Origin of the sequence: Streptomyces sp. SUK 48, assembly GCF_009650765.1 — a bacterium.
GTDB lineage: Bacteria > Actinomycetota > Actinomycetes > Streptomycetales > Streptomycetaceae > Streptomyces.
The window spans coordinates 7,436,083-7,457,723 of sequence record NZ_CP045740.1 but is presented as its reverse complement, the minus strand read 5'-3'; the positions used below and the strand labels follow the sequence as shown (position 1 = coordinate 7,457,723).

At 73.5% G+C, this 21,641-nt stretch carries 19 protein-coding genes; 10 read left to right on the top strand and 9 right to left on the bottom strand.

Annotated elements, in window-relative coordinates; genetic code table 11:
* Positions 1-17 precede the first annotated feature (17 nt).
* Positions 18-905 carry a Gfo/Idh/MocA family oxidoreductase gene (locus GHR20_RS33070; protein WP_153815275.1) on the top strand — a complete coding sequence of 296 codons (888 nt, stop codon included), beginning with the start codon at positions 18-20 and terminating at the stop codon, positions 903-905.
* On the opposite strand, the gene GHR20_RS33065 is transcribed toward GHR20_RS33070, so the two are convergent.
* From GHR20_RS33065 to GHR20_RS33045, 5 genes are all read right to left on the bottom strand, one after another.
* Positions 853-1,839: a class I SAM-dependent methyltransferase gene (locus GHR20_RS33065; RefSeq protein WP_243878197.1), complete on the bottom strand. Its 987-nt coding sequence runs from the start codon at positions 1,837-1,839 to the stop codon at positions 853-855. The two genes, GHR20_RS33070 and GHR20_RS33065, sit on opposite strands and share 53 nt — an antisense overlap.
* Positions 1,818-2,462, bottom strand: coding sequence for an isochorismatase family cysteine hydrolase (locus GHR20_RS33060; protein WP_153815274.1), 645 nt, complete (start codon positions 2,460-2,462; stop codon positions 1,818-1,820). Before GHR20_RS33060 ends, GHR20_RS33065 begins: the two co-directional genes overlap by 22 nt.
* Positions 2,459-3,559 carry an isocitrate/isopropylmalate family dehydrogenase gene (locus tag GHR20_RS33055; protein ID WP_153815273.1) on the bottom strand — a complete coding sequence of 367 codons (1,101 nt, stop codon included), beginning with the start codon at positions 3,557-3,559 and terminating at the stop codon, positions 2,459-2,461. The genes GHR20_RS33060 and GHR20_RS33055 overlap by 4 nt, the downstream gene beginning before the upstream one ends.
* Positions 3,556-4,092, bottom strand: a complete 537-nt coding sequence (locus GHR20_RS33050) for an EF-hand domain-containing protein (RefSeq protein ID WP_111582620.1) — start codon at positions 4,090-4,092, stop codon at positions 3,556-3,558. Before GHR20_RS33050 ends, GHR20_RS33055 begins: the two co-directional genes overlap by 4 nt.
* Positions 4,093-4,351: 259 nt before the next feature.
* On the bottom strand, positions 4,352-5,260 hold the full coding sequence (locus GHR20_RS33045; RefSeq protein ID WP_153815272.1) for a GNAT family N-acetyltransferase: 909 nt from the start codon (positions 5,258-5,260) through the stop codon (positions 4,352-4,354).
* Positions 5,261-5,585: 325 nt separating this feature from the next.
* Here GHR20_RS33045 and GHR20_RS33040 point away from each other — a divergent pair, with 325 nt between their 5' ends.
* Positions 5,586-6,644 (top strand): PP2C family protein-serine/threonine phosphatase, encoded by a 1,059-nt coding sequence (locus GHR20_RS33040; RefSeq protein ID WP_243878196.1) that lies wholly within the window; start codon positions 5,586-5,588, stop codon positions 6,642-6,644.
* Between the two features lie 233 nt (positions 6,645-6,877).
* Positions 6,878-7,357, top strand: coding sequence for a hypothetical protein (locus GHR20_RS33035; RefSeq protein ID WP_111582617.1), 480 nt, complete (start codon positions 6,878-6,880; stop codon positions 7,355-7,357).
* Here the strand turns inward: GHR20_RS33035 and GHR20_RS33030 are convergent.
* Positions 7,354-7,593, bottom strand: a complete 240-nt coding sequence (locus tag GHR20_RS33030; RefSeq protein WP_194859053.1) for a hypothetical protein — start codon at positions 7,591-7,593, stop codon at positions 7,354-7,356. The two genes, GHR20_RS33035 and GHR20_RS33030, sit on opposite strands and share 4 nt — an antisense overlap.
* Before the next feature lie 280 nt (positions 7,594-7,873).
* Positions 7,874-9,418, bottom strand: coding sequence for a helix-turn-helix domain-containing protein (locus tag GHR20_RS33025; RefSeq protein WP_153815269.1), 1,545 nt, complete (start codon positions 9,416-9,418; stop codon positions 7,874-7,876).
* Between the two features lie 397 nt (positions 9,419-9,815).
* Between GHR20_RS33025 and GHR20_RS33020 the strand changes: the two genes are divergently transcribed.
* The 3 genes from GHR20_RS33020 (at position 9,816) to GHR20_RS33010 (ending at position 12,803) form a co-directional block, all read left to right on the top strand.
* Positions 9,816-10,436: an L-threonylcarbamoyladenylate synthase gene (locus tag GHR20_RS33020; protein WP_161215174.1), complete on the top strand. Its 621-nt coding sequence runs from the start codon at positions 9,816-9,818 to the stop codon at positions 10,434-10,436.
* Positions 10,437-10,599: 163 nt separating this feature from the next.
* Positions 10,600-11,355: a dienelactone hydrolase family protein gene (locus GHR20_RS33015; protein WP_153815268.1), complete on the top strand. Its 756-nt coding sequence runs from the start codon at positions 10,600-10,602 to the stop codon at positions 11,353-11,355.
* A gap of 248 nt (positions 11,356-11,603) precedes the next feature.
* Positions 11,604-12,803, top strand: coding sequence for a glycoside hydrolase family 64 protein (locus GHR20_RS33010; protein ID WP_148025884.1), 1,200 nt, complete (start codon positions 11,604-11,606; stop codon positions 12,801-12,803).
* A 65-nt stretch (positions 12,804-12,868) separates the two neighbouring features.
* Here the strand turns inward: GHR20_RS33010 and GHR20_RS33005 are convergent, their stop codons facing one another.
* Complete coding sequence (locus GHR20_RS33005) at positions 12,869-15,190, bottom strand: M4 family metallopeptidase (protein ID WP_153816232.1); 2,322 nt, start codon at positions 15,188-15,190, stop codon at positions 12,869-12,871.
* A 401-nt stretch (positions 15,191-15,591) separates the two neighbouring features.
* Here GHR20_RS33005 and GHR20_RS33000 point away from each other — a divergent pair, with 401 nt between their 5' ends.
* The 4 genes from GHR20_RS33000 to GHR20_RS32985 all read left to right on the top strand — a co-directional run bounded on the left by GHR20_RS33000 (position 15,592) and on the right by GHR20_RS32985 (position 20,510).
* Entirely contained in the window at positions 15,592-16,500 is a 909-nt protein-coding gene (locus GHR20_RS33000) for a serine hydrolase (protein WP_194859052.1), read from the top strand.
* Positions 16,501-16,586: 86 nt separating this feature from the next.
* Complete coding sequence (locus GHR20_RS32995) at positions 16,587-17,567, top strand: alpha/beta hydrolase (RefSeq protein ID WP_161215216.1); 981 nt, start codon at positions 16,587-16,589, stop codon at positions 17,565-17,567.
* A gap of 275 nt (positions 17,568-17,842) precedes the next feature.
* Positions 17,843-19,342: a metallophosphoesterase gene (locus GHR20_RS32990; protein ID WP_153815266.1), complete on the top strand. Its 1,500-nt coding sequence runs from the start codon at positions 17,843-17,845 to the stop codon at positions 19,340-19,342.
* A 136-nt stretch (positions 19,343-19,478) separates the two neighbouring features.
* Complete coding sequence (locus GHR20_RS32985; RefSeq protein ID WP_153815265.1) at positions 19,479-20,510, top strand: LLM class flavin-dependent oxidoreductase; 1,032 nt, start codon at positions 19,479-19,481, stop codon at positions 20,508-20,510.
* Positions 20,511-20,526: 16 nt separating this feature from the next.
* Here the strand turns inward: GHR20_RS32985 and GHR20_RS32980 are convergent, their stop codons facing one another.
* A complete protein-coding gene (locus GHR20_RS32980) occupies positions 20,527-21,468 on the bottom strand; it encodes a TauD/TfdA family dioxygenase (protein ID WP_153816231.1) in 942 nt (313 codons plus the stop codon).
* Positions 21,469-21,641: the final 173 nt, after the last annotated feature.

Sequence of the window (21,641 nt, the reverse complement as noted above, 5' to 3'; positions counted from 1 at the left end):
GGAGAGAGGAACGTCAGATGCGCATCGGACTGCTGGGAACGGGCCCCTGGGCGCGGGCGGTCTACGCCCCCGCCCTAGCCGGGCACCCCGGTCTGGAGTTCGCCGGGGTGTGGGGCCGTCGCCCGGAGGCGGCCGGCGAGCTCGCACAGCGGCACGGCGGCAGGCCGTACGCCGAGGTGGACGCGCTGCTGGCCGACGTGGACGCGGTCGCCGTCGCGCTGCCGCCGTCCGTGCAGGCCCCGTTGGCGGTGCGGGCGGCGCGGGCCGGGCGGCATCTGCTCCTCGACAAGCCGCTCGCGCTGTCGGTCGCCGACGCGCGTGCGGTGGCCGAGGAGGCGGAGCGGGCCGGGGTGGCCTCGGTGGTGTTCTTCACCGCGCGCTTCCAGAAGGAGCCGCAGGCGTGGATCGAGGAACAAGCCGCTGCGACGGGCTGGTTCACGGCCCGGGCGCACTGGCTGGGGGCGGTGTTCACCACCGACAGCCCCTTCGCGGCCTCTCCGTGGCGCCAGGAGAAGGGCGCGCTGTGGGACCTGGGCCCGCACGCGCTGTCCGTGCTGATGCCGATCCTCGGCGACGTCACCCAGGTGGTCGCGGCGGGCCGTGGTCCGGGAGACACCGTGCACCTGGTCCTCGACCACGCCGGCGGGGCCTCCAGCACGGTCACCCTCAGCGCGACGGTTCCGCCGGCGGCCGCGGGCACCGAGTACGAACTGCGCGGCACGTCCGGGGTCTCCGTCATGCCCGCCGCCTCCGAGGACGCCGTCACCGCCCTCACCCGGGCCGCCGACGCCCTCCTGGCCTGCGCCGAGACCGGCCGCCCGCATCCCTGCGACGCGTCCTTCGGCCTGCGGGTCACGGAGATACTGGCGGCGGCGGAGGCCCGCCTGGCGACGCGCCCAAAGTAGCCCCGGGCGCCCCGGCGCACGGTCCGCTCGCGGGCTCCCGGGCCCTCGGCGCCGCCGCGAAGATCCAGCGGTTGGCGGCCAGGGCGTCGTTCGGTTCCGGGAGGGGGCCGCGGCCGTGCCGGCGGGTGAAGTCGTAGGGGGTGCGGGTGGTCACCGTCCAGCCCAGGGAGGCGAGTTCGGCGGCCGAGTCGGGGCGGGGCTCGCCGTCGAAGAGGGCGAGCAGGTCGATGCCGATGCGCCGGCGGGTGGTGGTGTAGACGGGGCTGGACCGCACCTGCGGGGACTCGACGAGGTCCTTGATCTCGTACGCCAGGGTGCTGTCCGCCGCGCTGAGCCGGTCGATCGTGGCCACGAGGCTCCGTTCGGCCGCCGCCGGCAGATACAGCAGCAGCCCCTCGGCCAGCCACGCCGTGGGTTCGGCCGGGTCGAAGCCCGCGGCCAGCAGCACCTCGGCCCAGTCCTCGCGCAGGTCCGCGGCGAGCGGGCGGCGCTCGGCCGCGGGGGCGGCCCGGAGCCGGTCGAGGACCGTCTGCTTGAAGGCCAGCACCTCCGCCGTGTCCACCTCGTACACCGTGCGCCCCGGCGGCCAGTCCAGCCGGTACGCCCGGCAGTCCAGGCCCGCGCCGAGCAGGACCACCTGACGCACGCCCAGGTGGGCGGAGCGCAGGAGATGGTCGTCCAGGACGCGGGTGCGCAGGGCGAAGTACCGGCCGAGCCTGCCCCACAGCGGGTCGGCGTCCCCGTCGGGCACCTGTCCCGGACGCACCGGCCAGCCCGCCGAGGCCGGCGCGGCGCGCACGAAGTGCTCGGCGAACGGGTCCCGGGCGAGCGCGTCGGGGCGATGCGTCTCGATCGCGCGGGCCGCGGCCACCAGCAGGGCGGTGCGGCCCACGCCCCGGGCCACCCCGGCGCTCAGCCCGCCGGCCGTATGCACGGCACCTCCCCGGGCCCGGGCGCCGGCGCGGTCCAGGCCGCGGGGTCGGCGGCGGTGGTCGTCCGGGCGCCGTAGACGACCCGCATGAACCGCAGGACGTCGTCGTACGGCAGATGCAGGGCCGCGGTGCAGTCCGTCAGGACGGTCACATGGAAGCCCTTCTGGAACGCCGTGCGGGCGGTGGTGTCCACGCACACGTCGGCGTACACCCCGGCGAGGACCAGGTGGCCGATGCCGCGGGCGCCGAGGTGGTCCTCGAAGCCCTCGCCGAGGAAGGCGTCGAAGCGGGCGCGCTTGGTGAAGACGCGCTCGCCCGTCCCCGGCGCGACCCGGTGGAACTCGGCGCCCCAGGAGCCCTCCAGGCACTTCGGCCGCTTGCCGAGGGCGTGGTCCCGCGACCGCCAGGCGGCGCCCTGGTGCTCGGGGTCGCCGGTGAACCGTACGAAGACCACCTCCACGCCGCGCGCGCGGGCCGCGGTCACCGCCCGGACGGTACCGGCGACGGCCGCGTCCAGGACGGCGGGGTCACCGCCGAAGCGGCCGAGGGCGATCGGGCCGGTGCAGAAGTCGTTCTGCACGTCCACGACGACCAGGGCCGTCCGCTCCCCCGTCGGGCCGGTCATGAGCCGCCGGCCAGGATGGCGTCCGCCGGGGTCCCGGCGCCGGGCGGGTCGAGGGCGTCGAGCAGGGCGTCGGCCACGGCGGTGGTGGAGTGCCGGCCGCCGAGGTCGGGCGTGGATATGCCCCGTTCCTCCAGGATGCGCAGCGCCTTCTCGACGACCTCCACCGCACCGGTGCGTCCGGCGTGCCCCTCGGCGACGCGCGCGGCCGCCCGGATGGTCGCCACCGGGTTGACGAGGCCCCGGCCGGCGATGTCGTCGGCGGAGCCGTGCACCGTCTGGTATTCGGTGAGTCCGGCCAGCGCGGGGTCGAGGAAGACGTTCTCGGTGCAACGGTTCTCCTGCCGGTCGGAGCCGAACCGGTCGAGGAGCATGACGTGCATGATGTCGGCCCATTCGTTCCCGGCGATCAGCAGCGTCCGGTCGGGCAGGCCGTGGGTGATGAGGTTGCGGTTGACCGTGTCCGGCTGGAACAGGCCGATCTCCACGCCGAGTTCCGCCGCGAGTTCGCTCACCCAGGTGTCCAGGGCGCCGTCCAGGAGGTGGAACTTGTACGCCATGACGACGCGGCCGATCCGCCCGTCCGGCCACTCCTGCCGGGCCCGGCGCAGCGCGTAGCGGACCACGCTGCGGGTGATCTCCCGGCCGAAGGTCATGGTGCGGGTGATCTCGCCGGGCGTGTGCGCGTTCTCCCCGGTGTAGAAGCCCTGCGCCTGGTCGCGCACCAGCAGCAGGGAGCGGCCGTCGGCGCCGAGGAGGTCCACCTTGACGGCGCGCAGCCGGCGGCGCACGAGGTACAGGGACTGGGCGTTGACGGCGGTCCGGAAGACCGCCGTCGTGCCCCGCTCGGCGCGGGTGCGGCAGAACCGTTCGTAGTGGTCGGCGTCCGCGGCGGTCAGCTCGCGGATCCGGGCGATGCCGGATTCGCCGCGCAACGAGTGGTAGGAGTGGTAGAGGCGCGGGGAGCGCTCGATGGTCACGGTGCCCGGGTGCCCGGCGGTCAGCGCGCCGAGCACCTGCTCGAAGACGTCCGCGAGTTCGGGTCCGGTGCCCCGGCCCACGGCGAGTCCGACGACGGGGGTGTTCGGGTCGTGGGTCACTGGGCGGTACCCGTGGTGAGGTGATCGCCGGGGATGCCGGACTTCTCCGGGCGGTAGTAGTCACGGATGCCGTCGGCCCAGGTGACCACGGGGACACGGTCGCCGTGGACCGGCTCGAAGGCGTCGAACAGGGCCTCGATGTTGGGGCGCTGGAAACCGATGGCCGTCATCAGGGCGACGAAGTGGGGGCGTTCGACATAGCCGTCGCCGTCCGGGTCGCCCAGCGCGGCGAGGGACTCGGCGAACTCGTTGACGGTGACGTCGAATCGCTGGGGGTCGAGCACGATGGCGTTGAACTCCTCGGGGCTGACCTGTCCGTCGCCGTCGGCGTCCAGCTCGGTGCGCAGGGTGTCCCAGTAGCCCTGGAACGCCTCGACCATCCGGTGCTTCGCGCCGTCCCCGGCCTCGGGCACGGCCTCGACCACCCGCCTGCCCATCAGCTCGAAGTCCCCCGGGTCCAGTACGCCGTTGCCGTTGGCGTCGAACAGCGAGAAGACGAGTTCGACCCGGTTGTTCGCCTCGGTGGTGGCCATGGTGTTTTCCCCTCCGGTCATACGGTGCGCGAGAACACCGCCGGACCGGGGCCCGGCGGCGGCTCCACTATCGGCTCGGCGCCGGCATCCGGTGAGGAAAAGGCGGCCAAGTGCCCCCGAAGGAAGGAATTTCCCCGCCGGAGGCATGAACCCGTCGATCTTGGAAAGTGTGTCCCCTCCGGGGAGGCGAGGGTGACCCGGCGCCGTATCTCCTCGTAGGTGAACGCGCCGTTCGGCCAGGGGAAGCCGGCCTCGTCGATCACCCGGCACCGGCGACGCCGTCGGACCGGAAGTTCACCCGCTCCCGTACGACGGGATAGCCCGCCCTCGCGAAGTGCGCGGCCATCGGGAAGTTCGACCGGTCGGTGGCGGCACCGATGAACTCGGCGCCCTCGACGGCCAGGAAGCGGGTGCACTCGGTGAGGAGGTCGTAGGCGTAGCCGTGGCCGCGGTGCTCGGGGACGACGCCGATGAAGCCGACACAGGCTCCGGACGGGTTGCGGGCGGGGATGTGGATGCCGACCGGGTCGCCGGCGCGGGTGCGGGCGATCTGCCACCAGGAGCGCGGCGAGGACATCCAGTGGAAGAGGTCCAGCTCCTCCCGGGCGGCCTGCTCGACACCGCCCTCGGCGATGGCCCGGCGGGCGTGCGCGTCGAGGGTGACGGAGTGGATCCGGCGCAGCAGGCCGAGGAAGACGGCGTCGTCCGGTTCCGGGGTGAAGACCAGGCGGCCGGGGCGTTCGGGCAGGCCGAGGTCCGGGGTCCAGCGGTAGAGGAAGCGCTCCACCAGGGGCGCGTATCCGGCCCCGCGCGCGGCGGCGGCGCGGGTGTCGGCGGCGGCCCGCTGCGCCGGGTCGTCGCGCCAGCCGCCGGGCAGGTCGAGTTCGAGTTCGTCCGGGTGCCAGGGCGCGGTCCGCAGCAGTTCGGCGCCGGCCGCCTCCTCGCCCTCGGCCACGTCCAGCCAGTTGATCAGCAGCGGTTCGGTGTCCTCGGCGCGCCCCCACCAGGCGGCGCGGGCCACGGTGCGGCCGTCGCGCAGGGCGACGCGCTGCCATTCGGGGCGGAAGGTGACCAGCCGGTGCTTCTCGGCGAGGGCCAGCGGGTCGGGCATGGTGTGGAACAGGTGCGCACTGTTCGCGTCGAGCGTGCGCATGACCAGATCGGTCAAGGAATCCTCCGGGAAAGATGCCGCGAAGGACCTCGCGGCGGGAACGCGCTCCCGGTCAGACCTGGCACACCCGGGCGACGGGGAGGGGGGAGCGCATGCTGACTGCGGTCATGACACTCGCCTCCTTCGTCCGTCTCGGATGTGCGGTCGTACGCTAACCCGGCCGCTGGGCCGGCGTCCATCGGTTTTCCGCACCGCCTCCGGCGAGTTCCGCCGGCGCGCGGGGAGCGGCCGACGGGCCCTCCTGCCCGGGGCGGCGTAGCGTGGATCTGTGCGATCGGTGCGCGCTTGGTCGTCGCGTGGGAGCCAGGAGGATCGCGGCTGGTTGCGGGGCGCGCCACCGCCGTGGTGGATCCGGCTGCTGCCGGTGCTGCTGCTGGTCGCGGTGACCGTCGCCTCGACCGTCACCGAGCACGCCGCCGACCTCGGTTTCCTGCTGGGCGCGATCCCGCCGCTGGCCGTCCTGTCGTACGGCCCGCTGGTCACCGCCGTGCTCGGCGTCCTGGTGGTCGTGGCCCTGAACGTGCCCGTGACCCATCTGAACCGGCCCGGCAACACCGATCTGCTCACCATCGTCTTCGTCGCCCTGCTCAGCGTGTTCGTGTCGTTCGTGCGCAGCCGCCGCGACGCCCAGCTCCAGGTGGAGCGCACGATCGGGGAGGCCGTGCAGCGGGCGGTGATGCCGCCGCTGCCCGAGCGGGTCGGGCGGATCGGCTGCGTGGGCTTCTACCGGGCGGCGGAGAACGGCACGCTGGTGGGCGGGGACTTCTTCGACGTGCGCGAAGGGCCGTACGGCGTACGGGCGGTGATGGGCGATGTGCGCGGGCACGGGCTGACGGCGGTCTCGACCGTGGTGTCCCTGCTGGGCGCGTTCCGCGAGGCGGTCCTCGACCAGCGGGACCTGGAGTCGGTGGCGGCGCGGATGGACCGCCGGCTCCAGACGGACGCGGCGGGCACACCGGACGGGGAGTTGTTCGCGACGGCGGTGCTGGTGGAGTTCCCGGCCGGCGCGCGCACGATGCGGGTGGTGGCGTGCGGTCATCCGGCGCCGGTCCTGCTGCGCGAGGGCGGCGCGCGGGAGGTCGCCGTGGCACCGGGCACCCCGCTGGGGATCGGCCTGGCCGGCGCCGATCCGCCGAAGGAGGTCACGGTGCCGCTGGAGCCGGGCGACCGGCTGCTGCTGGCCTCCGACGGCGTCTGGGAGGCACGGGACGACGCCGGGGTCTTCTACCCGCTGCCGGAGCGGCTGGCCGCGCTCGCGGAGACCCGGGACGGCGAGCTGCCCACCGCGGTGTGGGCCGACCTCGCGCGGCTGCGCTACGAGGTCCGCGACGACGCGACGATGCTGGTGCTGTCGCCCGCCCCGGGCGACCGGCCCGCCTGACGCCGTCCCCCGGACCGCGCCGGGACGCCCGAATCACGCGCCGCGTCGGCCCGCCGCCTCGGGAGGGTGACGCCTCCCCCTCGCCCGGCTGACGAACCGACAGGCGAAGTTCGAACGCGTCGCCACAAACGCCAGGCCGCGCCACCCCTTCCGCCGCATAGAAATATCTACGAGCATGCATATGCCGGGTTGCTGTGCGAACGCACCGAGTGCCCGAGAACGCGGAGCAGTGCATGACGAACACGATGTGGATGCGGGGCGTGGAGTGGCTGGCGGCGTCGGCGGCCGACCCGCGGGCGTGCAAGTGGGAGTGGGACCACGGGGAGGGGATCGCACTGCTGGAGGCGGGGCGCTTCTGGGACGTGCTGAGCGTCCCCGAGCGGCTGGGGCTGCTCACCCTGGACCTGCTGTGGCGGCCCGCGCTGCCGGTGCCGGGCCCCACCCTGGTGGACCTCACGGCGGGCCGGGTCGGCTTCTTCCTGCCGCCGGACCCGGACGGGGGCTGGGTCGGCGCGGGGCTGCGCTACGCGACCCGGGGCTCCTGGGTCGCCGTACCGCCGCCCTACCGGCCCGCCCGCTGTCTGGAGTGGCTGGTACCGCCCGACGGCACCGGCACCCTGCACTCCCCCGGCAGCCTGGAGGACGCGCTGCGGCAGGCCAACGGCACCCTGACGGTCCTCGCCGCACCGCCGCCCCGGCCGCGGGAGTCCTAACGGGGCGACAGCGGGCCGGGGAGGTGCGGTACGACTCCTGCGGGCCGCCCGGGTTCGAGGTCCGGCCGGGTGACGCGCAGGGCGAGGCCCGCGAGGTCGGCGAGACCGGCGAGCGAGGTCCACGGCACCTCCGGGCCGGTGGGCACCGCCCGCCCCTGCGCCCGCCATTCGGCGACGAGCCGGTCGTAGACGGGCTCCCGGGTCCGCGGCGGCCGGACCCCTTCGACTCGCTCCATCCGATCCCCCCGCGGCATCCGGTCCTCCCAGCGGCTCCTGCCGGGGCAACGTCCCCGGGCGGCCGGTGGTACGCCGGGCTCACCGGGTCGGGTGACGGCATCGCCCGAACGGGGCCCTCCGTCCGTCGGACGAACAGGAGAACCCACCGGCCGGGCGGGGGAAAAGAGGCGCGGGGCCCCGACCGGCCCCCCGTCCCGGTCGTGCCCCGCTGGAAGTGAACTTACGTGCGAGGCGCGGTCCGTACCAGCGCACCGGTGCCCGGCGCGACGCGCGTAGCACTCACCGGTGCACAGCCGCGTCCACTTGCTCCCGGTTCGCCGGGCCGAGGGCGGGGACGGGCAGTTCACCGGTGACGAGGTGGGCGAGGACGACCTCGTACAGATCGGTGCCCCCGGCCAGCAGCCGGCGCTCCAGTACGGGTTCGGCGGCCCGCACATGCTCCCGTACGGTCTGGGCGTGCACCCCCCGCGCCGTCGCGGCGGGCCCGGCGTTGGCGTCGGCGGCCAGCCAGGCGCGCAGGGTGCCGCGCAGATCCCGGCCGTCGGCGTCGAGCCGCCCGAGCAGCCCCTCGGCCCAGGAGCGCAGCGCGTCCCCGCCGAGCAGGTCCGCGAACCCGGCCGGCGCGGCGGGTGCGTGGCCCTCGGAGTCGTACGGGCCGTGCGCCGCCTCGGTGTTGAGCGCGATGTGCGCCACGGCGCGCACGGCCAGGGCGGAGAAGTCGGCGCCGAGCAGCGCGGCGACCCGGTCCATGCGGGCGCGCACCGTGTTGCGGCTGACGCCGAGCACCTTGGCCGTGCTGACCGCGGTGAACTCCAGGCCCAGCCGGGTGGTGGCGAGCAGTTCGGCGCGCACGTGGTACGGCAGCGTGTCGAGCGGGCGCAGCACCGCGGCCGACCAGGCGTGCAGCGCGGCCGGGTCCATCAGGCGGGCGGGGCGGATGCGTTCGGCGTAGACGGCGGTCCGCTCCGGGCTGAAGCGGGCCACGGCGAGCGCGGTGACGGCCTGCCCGTAGGCGGTCGCGGTCAGGGCGAGGCGCTGGCGGGGACTGCCGCCGAGGTAGGTGCCCGGCCGCACCGCGACCAGGGAGCGCAGCCGCTCCTCCACCTCGGTGGCCGGGCCGAGGACGATGACGTGCTCGTCCATCGCCGGGCAGCGGACCACGAGGGCGCCGCCGCTGGTGGCCGCCCCGCACTCGTCGGCGAGCCGGTCGCGTTCGGCGGCGGTGCCCTCGACGACGTACACGCGGGCGGTGTCCTTCTCCAGCAGTCCGGGCCACAGCCCCGCGGCGACCCGGCGGGCGGAGACGATGTCCTCCACCATCAGCAGTTGCAGGATGGCGAGGCGCAGATCGGCGGCGGCCCGCCGCAGCCGGTCGCCGGCCTGCGTCAACTCGCGCTCACGCAAGAGGAGTTCGAGGACGCCCGCGGTGTGCCCGAGGATGTCGGTGGTGTGCCGGTCGAAGGGCTCGGTGCGGGCCACGGCCAGGACGGCGGAGGCGGCGGCCCGGTGCGGTCCGGGGTGGCGGATGCCGACCAGGCGCACATGCCGCGTCCCGTCCTCCAGCGCGGCGGCGGAGACCCGGCCCGCGGCCACGTCGGCGACGACGGCGGGGTCCAGCGCGGGCCGCTCCCCCGCCTCGGCGAGGAGGGCGCCGCGCGCGTCCTGGAGGTGCACGGCGGACCCGGTGCTGCGGGCGAGCCAGGCGACCAGCCGGTTCAGATCGCGCCCCGCGGGGCGCAGCTGGTCGAGCAGCTCGCGCGCCCAGGCGCTGTCGGTCCCGTACGACGGCCGGGACACCGGCTCCTCCTCAGCTCGGCGGGCCACGTGTCCCCCTCCTGTCTTCCCTGTCGGCCGATGTTCGCAGCGGGACGTTACCCGACGGTTCACCTGGCGGTCCCGTCCGGCCGGACATGGCTCCGCCGGCGGCCCGGGGGGTGGGGCCGCCGACGGAGGCAACGCCTCCGGGGCCGGGGGGGAAGGGCTCCGGATGGCTCACGGTTCGGGTGCCCGGGAACCCCGGGCATACACCGGGAGATTTTTCCGGGGGCGCATGGGGGAATTTTCCGGGGATTCCCGGGCTGCCGACGTCCCGCGCGCCTCGCCCCGGGGCCCGCGCGACGACCATGCGCGGGGTCCCGCGCCGCCGCCGCGCACGGGGCCCGGGCCACCTGGGGCGCCCCCGCTGCCCGCGTCGTCCCCGGAGACGGCATAAGCTCGGCGAATGGCGAAGTACTTCGACGTGCACCCCGAGAACCCGCAGGCCCGCAGCATCGCGCAGATCGCCGACGCGGTGCGGTCGGGAGCGCTGATCGCATATCCGACCGACTCCTGCTACGCGCTCGGCTGCCGGCTGGGCAGCCAGGACGGCGTGGACCGGATCCGTGCCATCCGCCGGCTGGACGACCGCCATCACTTCACGCTGATGTGCCGTGACTTCGCCCAGCTCGGGCAGTTCGTGCGGGTGGACAACGATGTGTTCCGGGCCGTGAAGGCGTCCACCCCCGGCAGCTACACCTTCATCCTTCCGGCCACCCGCGAGGTCCCGCGCAAGCTGATGCACCCGAAGAAGAAGACCGTCGGGGTGCGCATCCCGGACCATGTGGTCACCCAGGCGCTGCTGGCCGAGCTGGGCGAGCCGCTGCTGTCCAGCACGTTGCTGCTGCCGGACGAGGAGGAGCCGATGACCCAGGGCTGGGAGATCAAGGACCGCCTCGACCATGTGGTGGACGCCGTGGTCGACTCCGGGGAGTGCGGCACCGAGCCGACCACGGTGGTCGACTTCTCCGGGGGCGAGGCGGAGATCGTGCGGCGGGGCGCGGGCGACACCTCACGGTTCGAGTGACGGCGCGGGGCGGTTCGGCGGACCGCCCCGCGAGGGCCTGGATCGTGCGTGGCAGCATGAGTTCCGCCCGCCCGCCCCGCGCGTTCGCGCAGGACATGGGCACACCCGCGGCCCGGCAGGGCACCCGCCGCCCGCCCGCCCTTCCCCCAGGAGGACCGTCATCATGACCGACGTACAGGGAGCATCCGTCGAGATCCCGACCGAGGACGGCACCGCCGACGCCTACCTCGCCCATCCCGCCGACGGCGAGCCGCACCCGGGCGTGCTGCTCTACCAGGACGCCTACGGATTGCGCCCCCAGCTGCGGTCGATGGCCGACCGGCTGGCGTCGGCCGGCTACACGGTCCTGGTGCCCAACGTCTTCTACCGGCACGGCACCACCCCGCTCGGCGAACTGCCGGAGTTCATCGACCCGGCGGCCGACCCGACCCTCTGGCAGCGCATCGGCCCGGTGATGGGTTCCCTCACCCCCGAGCAGTCCCGGCGGGACGCGGACGCCTATCTCGGCTTCCTCGCGGACAACCCGTTCGTCACCGACGGGCCCGTCGCGCTGACCGGCTACTGCATGGGCGCCCGGCTCGCCCTGCGCACGGCCGCCACGCACCCCGGCCGGGTGGCCGCGGCGGCCGGATTCCACGGCGGCAAGCTGGTCACGGACGCCCCGGACAGCCCGCACCTCGGGGTCGGTGCCGTCACCGCCGAGCTGTACTTCGGCTTCGCCGACCAGGACGCGTCGATGCCGGCCGAGCAGATCCGCGAGCTGGAGCAGGCGCTGGACGCGGCCGGGGTGCGCCACACCTGCGAGGTGTACCCGGGCGCGCAGCACGGCTACACCCAGGCCGACACCCCGGCGTACGACCGGGAGGCCGACGAGCGCCACTGGGCGGCGCTGCTGGCCCTGCTCGACCGCGCCTTCTGAACCTTCCGGCCTTCCGCGCCCTCCGGTCTTCCGCGCCCTCCGGCTTTCCATACCCTTCGGCACCGGCCCACGGCGCCCGCCTCGCGGCGGGCGCCGGGCGGGTCCGAAGTGACCTCCGCACCAAGGGATTTCACGCCGGAATCGTTGACACGGGTACGACTTCGGCACCAGTCTGAGAGCGCTCTCAGACAGGTACGGACCGGAGATCAGAGGTCCGTACGACCCCGAACCCCACACGGAGGCGGAGAGTGCCGCACACCCGAACCCGACACGCGCTGCCCTTGGTCGCCGCCACCGCCCTCGTCGGCGGAGCGCTCGCCCTCGGCGTCCCCCAACACGCCGGGGCGGCCGTACCGGACACCATCGCGCTGACCATCACCAACAACTCGGGCCGCACCCAGCCCGTCTACCTCTACGACCTCGGCACCCAGCTGTCCTCGGGGCAGCAGGGCTGGGCGGACGCGAACGGCGCCTTCCACGCCTGGCCGGCCGGCGGCAATCCGCCGACTCCCGCGCCGGACGCGGCGATCCCGGGGCCGGCCGCCGGGCAGTCGACCACGATCCGCATCCCGAAGTTCTCCGGCCGGATCTACTTCTCCTACGGCCAGAAGCTCGTCTTCAAGCTCACCACCGGCGGCCTGGTGCAGCCGGCCGTGCAGAATCCGTCCGACCCCAACCACGACATCCTCTTCAACTGGTCCGAGTACACGCTCAACGACTCCGGGCTGTGGCTCAACAGCACCCAGGTGGACATGTTCTCGGCACCGTACTCCGTCGGGGTGCGCCGCGCCGACGGCAGCACCAGCACCACCGGGCAGCTCAAGCAGGGCGGTTGGCCGGGGTTCTTCGACGCCCTGCGCGCCCAGCCGGGCGGCTGGTCCGGGCTGATCCAGACGGGCTCCGACGGCTCGGTGCTGCGCGCGCTGTCGCCGCTGTACGGGGTGGAGACCGGCGCGCTGCCCGCCGGCGCGATGGACGACTACGTGAACCGGGTCTGGCAGAAGTACGCCTCGTCGACGCTGACCGTCACGCCGTTCGCCGATCAGCCGGACAAGAAGTTCTACGGCCGGGTCTCGGGGAACGTCATGAACTTCACCGACACCTCCGGCGCGGTCGTCACCAGCTTCCAGAAGCCGGACGCGGACAGCGTGTTCGGCTGCCACAAGCTGCTCGACGCGCCCAACGACGCCGTGCGCGGGCCCATCTCCCGCACCCTGTGCGCCGGCTTCAACCGCTCGACGCTGCTGGTGAGTTCGCAGGCACCGGACAACACGCCGGGCGACTTCTACCAGGACGCGGTGACCAACCAGTACGCGAAGGCGGTGCACGCGCGGATGTCCGACGGCAAGGCGTACGCGTTCGCCTTCGACGACGTCGGCAACCAGGAGTCGCTGGTCAACGACGGTGATCCGCAGCAGGCGTATCTCACGCTGGGTCCGCTGGACTGACCACGTGCGAGGGTCCCGCTCCCCGGCCGGGGAGCGGGACCCTCGTGTTCAGGCGGTGCGGTTGATCAGCTGGTGGTCAGGGACGTGTCGTCCACGACGAAGCTGGTCTGGAGCGAGGAGTCCTCCACGCCGTTGAACTTCAGGGTGACCGTCTGGCCCGCCAGCGAGGACAGGTCGAAGGTCTTCTGGACGTAGCCCGTCGCCTTGTTCAGGTTCGAGTACGAGGCCAGGGTGGTCGAACCGGCGGTGACCGTCAGCTTGTCGTACGCGGTGCTGGTGCTGGTCTCCGCGGTGTCCACGTGCAGGTAGAAGGAGAGGGTCGCCTTGCAGCCCGCGGGGATCGTCACCGACTGGGACACGGTGTCGGTGTGCGAGGTGCCGTAGCCGTCCATCCACGCCTTGTACGAGCCGCCGTGGGCCGCCTGGCCGCTGTCCGTGGTGATGACGCCGCTGCTCGCGGTCCAGCCGGTGTTGCCCGACTCGAAGCCCGGGTTGGCCAGCAGCTGGGTCGAGGAGCAACCGCCGCCCCCGCTGGTGCTGACGGTCCAGGAGAAGGTGGCGGTACCGGTCGCGCCGGTGGAGTCCTTCACCGTGACGGTGGTGCTGTAGCTGCCGGCCGCGGACGGCGTACCGGAGATCACACCGGTGGAGCTGTTGATCGACAGACCGGTCGGCAGGCCGGCGGCGCTGTAGGTCAGGGCGCCGCTGTTGGTGCTGCTCGCCTGGACCTGGAGGCTGACCGCCGTGCCCACGGTGGAGGACTGGCTGCCCGGGTTGGTGACCGTCACGCCGCTGCTCGGCGGGGTGATGTGGCTGCCGACGTTGATGCCCGCGAAGGCGTTGCCGACGCCCGCGTACTGCGCGGAGTTGGTGCCGTAGAGTGCGCCGGCCGCGTTGAGCGCCGCGGTGCGGGCGGCGGCGTAGTTGGTGCTGGACGTCATGTACGACGTCAGCGCCTTGTACCAGATCTGGAGGGCGGCGTCCCGGCCGATGCCGGCGACGGCGACACCGTCGGAGGTCGGGCTGTTGTAGGTCACCCCGTTGATGACCTTGGTGCCGCTGCCCTCGGAGAGCAGGTAGAACATGTGGTTCGCCGGACCCGAGGAGTAGTGCACGTCGAGGTTGCCGACACCCGAGTACCAGCTGTCCGCCGAACCGCCGTCCTTGCTCGGCTTGTCCATGTAGCGCAGCGGGGTGCCGTCGCCGTTGATGTTGATCTTCTCGCCGATGAGGTAGTCACCGGGGTCCGAGCTGTTGTTCGCGTAGAACTCCACGCCCGTGCCGAAGATGTCGGAGGTCGCCTCGTTCAGGCCGCCCGACTCGCCCGAGTAATCGAGACCGGCGGTGTTGGAGGTGACACCGTGGCTCATCTCGTGGCCGGCGACGTCGAGCGCGGTCAGCGGGTCGTTGTTCCCGGAGCCGTCGCCGTACGTCATGCAGAAGCAGCTGTCGTCCCAGAACGCGTTCACGTACGAGTTGCCGTAGTGCGTCCGGGAGTAGGCGCCGACACCGTCGTTCTTGATGCCGCTGCGCCCGAACGTGTTCTTGTAGAAGTCCCAGGTCTCCTGCGCGCCGTAGGCGGCGTCCGCGCCGGCCGTGGCGGCGTTGGAGTTGGTGCCGTCGCCCCAGGTGTCGCTGCTCTGCGAGAACAGGGTGCCGGTGCCGGAGGAGCCGTGGTTCAGGTTGTACGTCTTGTGACCGCCGCGCGTGTTGTCGGTCAGGGTGTACGACGAGCCCGACTGGGTCGTCGTCAGCGAGACCTGGCCGCTGTAGTGCGTGTTGCCGACGCCGGTCTCGATGCCCTGGTACCGGTACAGCTCCTTGCCGGTGGCGGCATCGGTGATGACGTGCAGCTTGCTCGGCGTGCCGTCGTCCTGGAAGCCGCCGATCACGGTCTCCCAGGCAAGCTTCGGGGTGCCGCTGCCGGCCCAGATCACCTTGCGGGCGCTGTCCGCGGCGGGCTTCTCGGCGTCCAGGGCCTTGGCGGCCTTCAGCGCCTTGCCCTCGGCCGCGGCCTTGGTGTAGGTCGCCGTGGTCGAGGCGACCTGGATCTTGTTCTTGTTGTTGTACGTGGCGCTCACGGTGCCGGCCGCCAGCGAGGCGGGCGGGGTGTGCACGATGAGGTCGCCGCCGAGGACGGGCAGACCGTCGTAGGTCCGCTCGTAGCGGGTGTGCAGCGTGCCGTCGGCGTCCTTGGTGACGTCCTTGACGACCAGCTTCTCCTTGGCGCCGAGGCCGAGGGTGCGGGCGGTGTCGGACGTCTTGTCCTGGGCGCTCCGGATCAGGGCCTTGTGCTGGGCCGGGCTGAGCTTGGCCTCCAGGGCGCCGACGCGCAGGGGGCTGAGGTGGTGCGCGGCGGGCGCGGCGGTCGCCGGGCCGGCCTGCATGCCGACGGCGAAGAGGGCCGCGGTGGAGAGCAGCGCGGCTCCGACCGTGGCCCGCTTGGAGAGACGTCCCTGGGGAAGGCGTCCGTGAGAAAGGGGTCTGTGGGGTCTCACTCTTACTCCTCTGCGGAGGCCGCCGGGTCGCGGCCGGTGAGGGACCGGACAGCCGGGTCTGCTGTCCGGTGGGCGGTGCTGTGCGGGACCGTGATCCGTGGTGCGCTCGTGGGGGATCAGCGTGCGCTGGGAGAATGACAGTCTTGAACCGTCCATGTCACCAGCACGGGGACCAATCGAGGGTTTTCCCTATGACGTCGCTGTGTACTTCCCCAGTGGCCAATTCACGTTCACGAAACAACTGTTGGGGCGCCTGTGACGGAGGAGCCGGGCCTGGGAAGATCGTCTTCATGACGGAGGACCAGGTACGGGCGATCTTCGAGCGGGCGGGGTGCACGGGCACGCTGCTCGTCCAACCTCTGGACGAAGAGCGGGAATTCGGGCTGGGCGCCGATCAACTCGTGGTACCCGCGTCGGTGATGAAGGTGCTGGTCGCGCCGGTGGCGGAGACCTGGTTCGCCGAGGGCCGGCTGGATCCGCGGGAGCGGGTGGTGCTGGGCGCCGCCGGGCGCACACCGGGTCCGGTCGGGCTGTCGCTGCTGGAGGACGATGTCGCGCTGTCCTGGCGGGACATGGTCGTGCTGATGCTGACCATCAGCGACAACCCGTGCACCGACGCGCTGATGAACCGGCTCGGGGTCGGCACCCTGAACGCGACGGCCGCGCGGCTCGGGCTGCGGAACACGGTCGTCCGGTCCGATGTGCGCACCCTGCTCGACTCCATCGGCCAGGACCTCGGCCGCGCGGGCTGGGCGGACCTCGTCGCCTGGTCAGAAGGGGCCTCAGCGGCAGAATCGGCGGCCGCCGACGAGAAGTTGCCGGCGACGCGCGCGCTGGCCCCCGGCGCGGGCACCCGTACGACGGCGCGCGACATGGTGCGGCTGCTGCGGCTCCTGTGGAGCGGGCAGGCGGGGCCGGCCGAAGCCTGCGCACGCGTGCGGGCCGTCATGGCCCGCCGGCTCACCCGGCACCGGATCGCGAGCGGGTTCCGGACGCCCGTGCGGGTGGCGGCCAAGAGCGGCGGGCTCGCCGGGATCGTACGCAACGAGGTGGGCGTCGTCTCGTATCCGGACGGCCGCCGGTACGCCGCCGCCGTCTTCACCCGGTCGCGGACGGGCGCGGACGAGGCCGCGATCAATGCCGCGATCGGCGCCGCGACCGCGCACGCCGTCGCCTCGTTGCACCGCGAGACGGCCTGAAATCCCCTTCACCCGACAGCCCGGGCTCACCCGACAGCGGGTTCGTTCGACGGCCCGGGTTCACCCGACAGCCCATGGGAGGGCTCATGACACACGCCACCGAACCGACGCACCGCCTGGTGTCCACCGAGACCGGGCGGATCCATCTCGTGGAGCAGGGCAGCGGGCCGCTGGTGCTGCTGGTGCACGGCTTCCCGGAGTCCTGGTACTCCTGGCGCCATCAGCTGCCGGCCCTCGCGGCGGCCGGGTTCCGGGCGGTGGCCATCGATGTGCGCGGCTACGGCCGGTCCTCCAAGCCTGCCGCGGTGGACGCGTACCGGCTGACCGAACTCGTGGCGGACAACGTCGCGGTGGTGCACGCGCTCGGCGAGGAGTCGGCGGTGGTCGTCGGCCACGACTGGGGCTCCCCCATCGCCTCGACCTCGGGTCTGCTGCGGCCCGAGGTGTTCCGGGCGGTGGGCATGCTCAGCGTGCCGTACACCCCGCGTGGCGGGCCCCGGCCCACCGAGCTCTTCGCCCGGATGGGCGGTGACCAGGGCGAGTTCTACATCTCCTACTTCCAGGAGCCGGGCCGCGCCGAGGCCGAGATCGAGCCCGATGTACGCGGCTGGCTCGCGGACTTCTACCGGGCCCTGTCCGCCGGGACCATGCCCGGACCCGGCGAGCCCGCCCCGTACCTCGTCAGCCCCGGGGGCACCCTGCGCGACCGGTGCCCCGCCGGGCCGCCGCCCGGCTGGCTCGACGAGAGCGGACTCGAGTTCTACGCGGGCGAGTTCGAGCGGACCGGGCTGACCGGGCCGCTCAACCGCTACCGGAACATGGACCGCGACTGGACGGATCTCGCCGCCCATGACGGCGCTCCCCTCACCCAGCCGTCGCTGTTCCTCGCCGGCGCCCAGGACGTCACCCTGTCCTGGCTGGCCGGCGCCATCGAGGCGTTCCCGGTCACCCTGCCCGGCCTGGTCTGCTCGGAGCTGCTCGACGACTGCGGCCACTGGATCCAGCAGGAACGCCCCGAGGAGACGAACCGCCTGCTCATCGACTGGCTGACCGGACTGCCCGGCTGAGACCCGGCACCTGCGCGCCCGCCGGAGCGCGCCGCGGCCCGGGTAGGGAGGCGGCACGGGTAGGGAGGCGGCTCGGGTGGGAGGCGGGGCTGCCCTGCTCGCCGTCCACCCGGACCGGGCGTCCGCCTCCGCCCTCGCGCCGGTGGGGAGGGGAAGCGGGGCCTCGCACGGCTCGACGAGGGGTCCGTGGCCGCCCGAACGGGCCTGCCGACGTGCGGCGTTGACCCCAGCCCCGGCCTCCCGGTGCTGGTAGGGGCGTTGTTACGGTGCTTCGCGTGTCTGAATCCTCACGTGATACCGCACAGGGCGCCGGCTGGGGCTCGGCCGAGCCGGGTGCCTACAAGCAGTTGATGCCGCCCCACGTCCGGAAGGTGTCCTGGCTGAATCCCGCGACGCTGTGGGCGGCCCGCAACGGCGTGCTGGCCTCCTGGTTCGGCGACCCCACCGGCCGTACCCGCGGCCGGTGGGTGGCCCGGCGGCAGGCGGCCGGGGTGCCCGCCGACAAGGTGTTCCGGCGGGAGGTACCGGACCGGTTCTCCTTCATGGTCATCGGCGACACCGGCGAGGGCGGCGATTCCCAGTACGCCGCCGTACCAGGGTTCCTGAAGACCGGCCGGGGCACCGAGTTCGCGGTGATCACGAGCGATGTCATCTACCCGGTGGGCAGCGCCGACGACTACCGGAACAAGTTCTTCCGGCCCTACCGGGACTACCCGGCGCCGATCTACGCGATACCCGGCAACCACGACTGGTACGAGGACCTCGGCGCCTTCATGCGGGTCTTCTGCGCCGACACCCCGCCGCTCGGCCCGGCGCCCCGGCCCCGCCCGCTCGGCCGCGCCTGGTGGCGGGCGCTGCTGTGGCACCGGCCGCGCCCGACGGACGGGCAACACCTGGACGAGGCACGGACGTTGCGGTCGGCGCCCGGACAGCAGGCCGAACAGCCGGGCCCCTACTGGGCGTTGGACGCCGGTCCGGTGCGTCTGATCGGTATCGACACCGGGCTGCTGGGCACCCTCGACGCCGAACAGGGCGCCTGGCTGCGCGAGGTGTCCGCGGGCCCGCGCCCGAAGATCCTGGTCACCGGGTCACCGCTGTACGTCGACGGCGAGCACCACCCCTGCCCCATCGACGGCGGCGGCACCGTGGACGACATCGTCCGGGACCCGGAGCACCACTACGTGGCCGCGATCGGCGGCGACATCCACAACTACCAGCGCTATCCGGTGAACGTGGACGGGCGCACCATCCAGTACGTCGTCTCGGGCGGCGGCGGGGCGTTCATGCACGCCACCCACACCATCCCGCGGGTGTCGGTCGGCGGGGTCACCGAACGCGACTTCCGCTGCTATCCGCTGCGCGGCGACTCGCTCGCGTTCTACAGCCACCTCTACGCCCGCCGGCTGTGCCTTCCCGGTCTCGGGCTCAGCGAGTCGGAGGCCACGGCCGTGATCGCCGAGCGCCTCGGCATCGAACCCGGCCGCGCCCCCGGGCCGGACACCCGCGTCACCCGGCGCACCCGCCTGGTCGCGAGCCTGCTGGGCGCGGGCGGCCGCCCCGACCGCACCTCACGGGTCCGGCTGCCGGTGCGCAAGACGTACACCCAGCTGTTCTCGCCGTCCTCCGTCACCTACACCCCGCCCTTCTTCAAGTCCTTCCTGCGCCTGGACGTCGGCGCGGGGGAGCTCCGCGTCCGGTGCTTCGCCGCGACCGGCAACCGCCCGCAGGAGGTGGACCCGCCGGTCGAGGACGAGTTCGTCATCCCTCTGGAGTGACCCCTTCCCCCTGGAGTGACCCCTTCGAGGAACCCCGCCGGACGGTCCGGGCCCCGTGCCGAAATCCGATCACACAGTTGTCACACTCGGCTGCCACACTCGACACGGAACCGGAGTACGACCGCTGGAGGACCCCGTGCCGTCCACCCCACGCCCCCTGCGCAAGCTGGGCTTCCTCACCATCGGCCTGTTCGACCCGGCGGACCCGGCGCGGGGGCACGAGTCCACGCTGGAGATCATCGAGCTGGGCGAGCGGCTCGGCTTCGACAGCGCCTGGGTCCGCCACCGCCATCTCCAGTACGGCATCTCGTCCCCGGTCGCCGTCCTCGCCGCCGCCTCCCAGCGCACCCGCCGCATCGAACTGGGCACCGCGGTCATACCGCTCGGCTGGGAGAACCCGCTGCGTCTCGCCGAGGACCTGGCCACCGTCGACCTGCTGTCCGGCGGCCGGCTGAACCCGGGGCTCAGCGTGGGCCCGCCGATGCACTACGACCAGGTGAAAGACGCCCTGTACCCGGACACCGGCGACCTCGAGGACTTCGGGTACGAGCGGGTGCGGCGGCTCCTGGACCTCGTGCGCGGCAAGCCCGCCACCGACTTCAGCGGGGCCCGTGGCTTCGAGGTGTTCAGCGATGTGGTGCAGCCGCACTCCCCCGGGCTCGGCGGGCGGCTGTGGTACGGCGGCGGCAGCCTCGGCTCCGCGCGCTGGGCGGGCGAGCACGGGATGAACTTCCTGACCAGCAGCGTGGTCAAGGCGGCGGGCCCGGGCGAGGAGCCGTACGACTTCGCGGGCGTACAGCGCTCCCTCATCCGGGAGTTCCGGGCGCACCATCCCGACGGCGCGGCGGCCCGGGTGTCGCAGGGCCTGGTGGTGATACCCACCGACTCGGCGACGGCCGAACAGCGCGCCCGGTACGCCGAGTTCGCGGCCAAGCGGCTGCCGCGCACCACCGCCCCGCAGGGCCCGGCGCGGCTGCTGTTCGCGCCGGACCTGGTCGGCACCTCGGCGGAACTGGCCGAGCGGCTGCGGGCGGACCCGGCGTTCCGGGAGGTGGACGAGGTGGCCTTCGCGCTGCCGTTCACCTTCGCGCCCGAGGACTACGCGCAGATCCTCACCGACATGGCGACGAAGCTCGGTCCCGCGCTCGGCTGGCGCCCCGCGGTCTGACCGTCCTACCGGCGCGCTACCAGCGGCCCGCCTCGGTGCCCGTGAGCGGTGCGGAGGGCCTGCCGTCCACGCCGACCGGCACCTCGCCGTGCAGCATCACCCGGTGCATGATCCGGGGCGCGCCGACCTGGGTGTGGTCGCTGGGGGCCAGATGGATGGTGGCCCGGTTGTCCCAGAAGGCGACGCTGCCGGGCGCCCAGCGGAAGCGGACCGTGTACTCGGGGCGGACCGCCTGGTCGAGGAGCATCTGGAGCAGGGCGGCGCTCTCCGGGCGGGAGACACCGGTGATCTGCTCGACGTAGTAGCCGTTGACGAACAGCACCCGCTCCCCGGTCTCCGGGTGCACCCGGACCAGGGGGTGCTCGGAGGCCACCTGGTGATCCAGGAGGTGGCGCAGATAGGCGTCGTCCCCGGGGCGCGGCTGATAGCCGACGCCGAGCCGGTGCTCGGCGCGCAGCCCGTCCACGAAGGCGCGCACGGGCGCGGACAGGCCCGCGTAGGCGGCGGCCAGGTTGGCCCAGGTGGTGTCGCCGCCGTAGGACGGGACGGACTCGGCGCGCAGGATGGTCGCGGCGGGCGGGTCGACGCGGGCGCCGTGGTCGCAGTGCCAGCCGCGCAGCAGGTGGGGGCGGCGGCGGGCGAGCCACTCCTCGTGGTCCATGCCGTAGCGGCCGCCCAGTTCCAGCCGGTCGGCCGTGGTCTCCACCTCGGGGAAGTCCGGGGGCGAGGCGCCGCCGCGGCGGCCGAGGACGACGGGTTCGCCGAAGCGGCGGGCGAAGGCGACATGGCCGGCGTGGTCCAGGCGCTGGTCCCGGAAGAACACCACCTTCCAGCGCTGCACGGCCCGCCGGATCAGGCCGGCCACCGCGTCGTCGAGGGGGGCGGCGAGGTCGACGCCGGTGATCTCGGCGCCGATATGGCCGGCGACCGGCCGCACCTCCACGCCGTCGACGCTCATGTCCACACCGGTGACCGGATCCGGCCGCTCCGGCCGCTCCGCCCGTCCGGGCTGGTCCGATCCCTGCGGCCGCTCCGGCCGTTCCGGCTCTTCCGGCCGCTCCCGCTGCCGCGTGGCGGGCCTGTCCGTCGTCATGCGCGCGCTCCGCTGCTCGTCCGTACCGGACCCGGGCC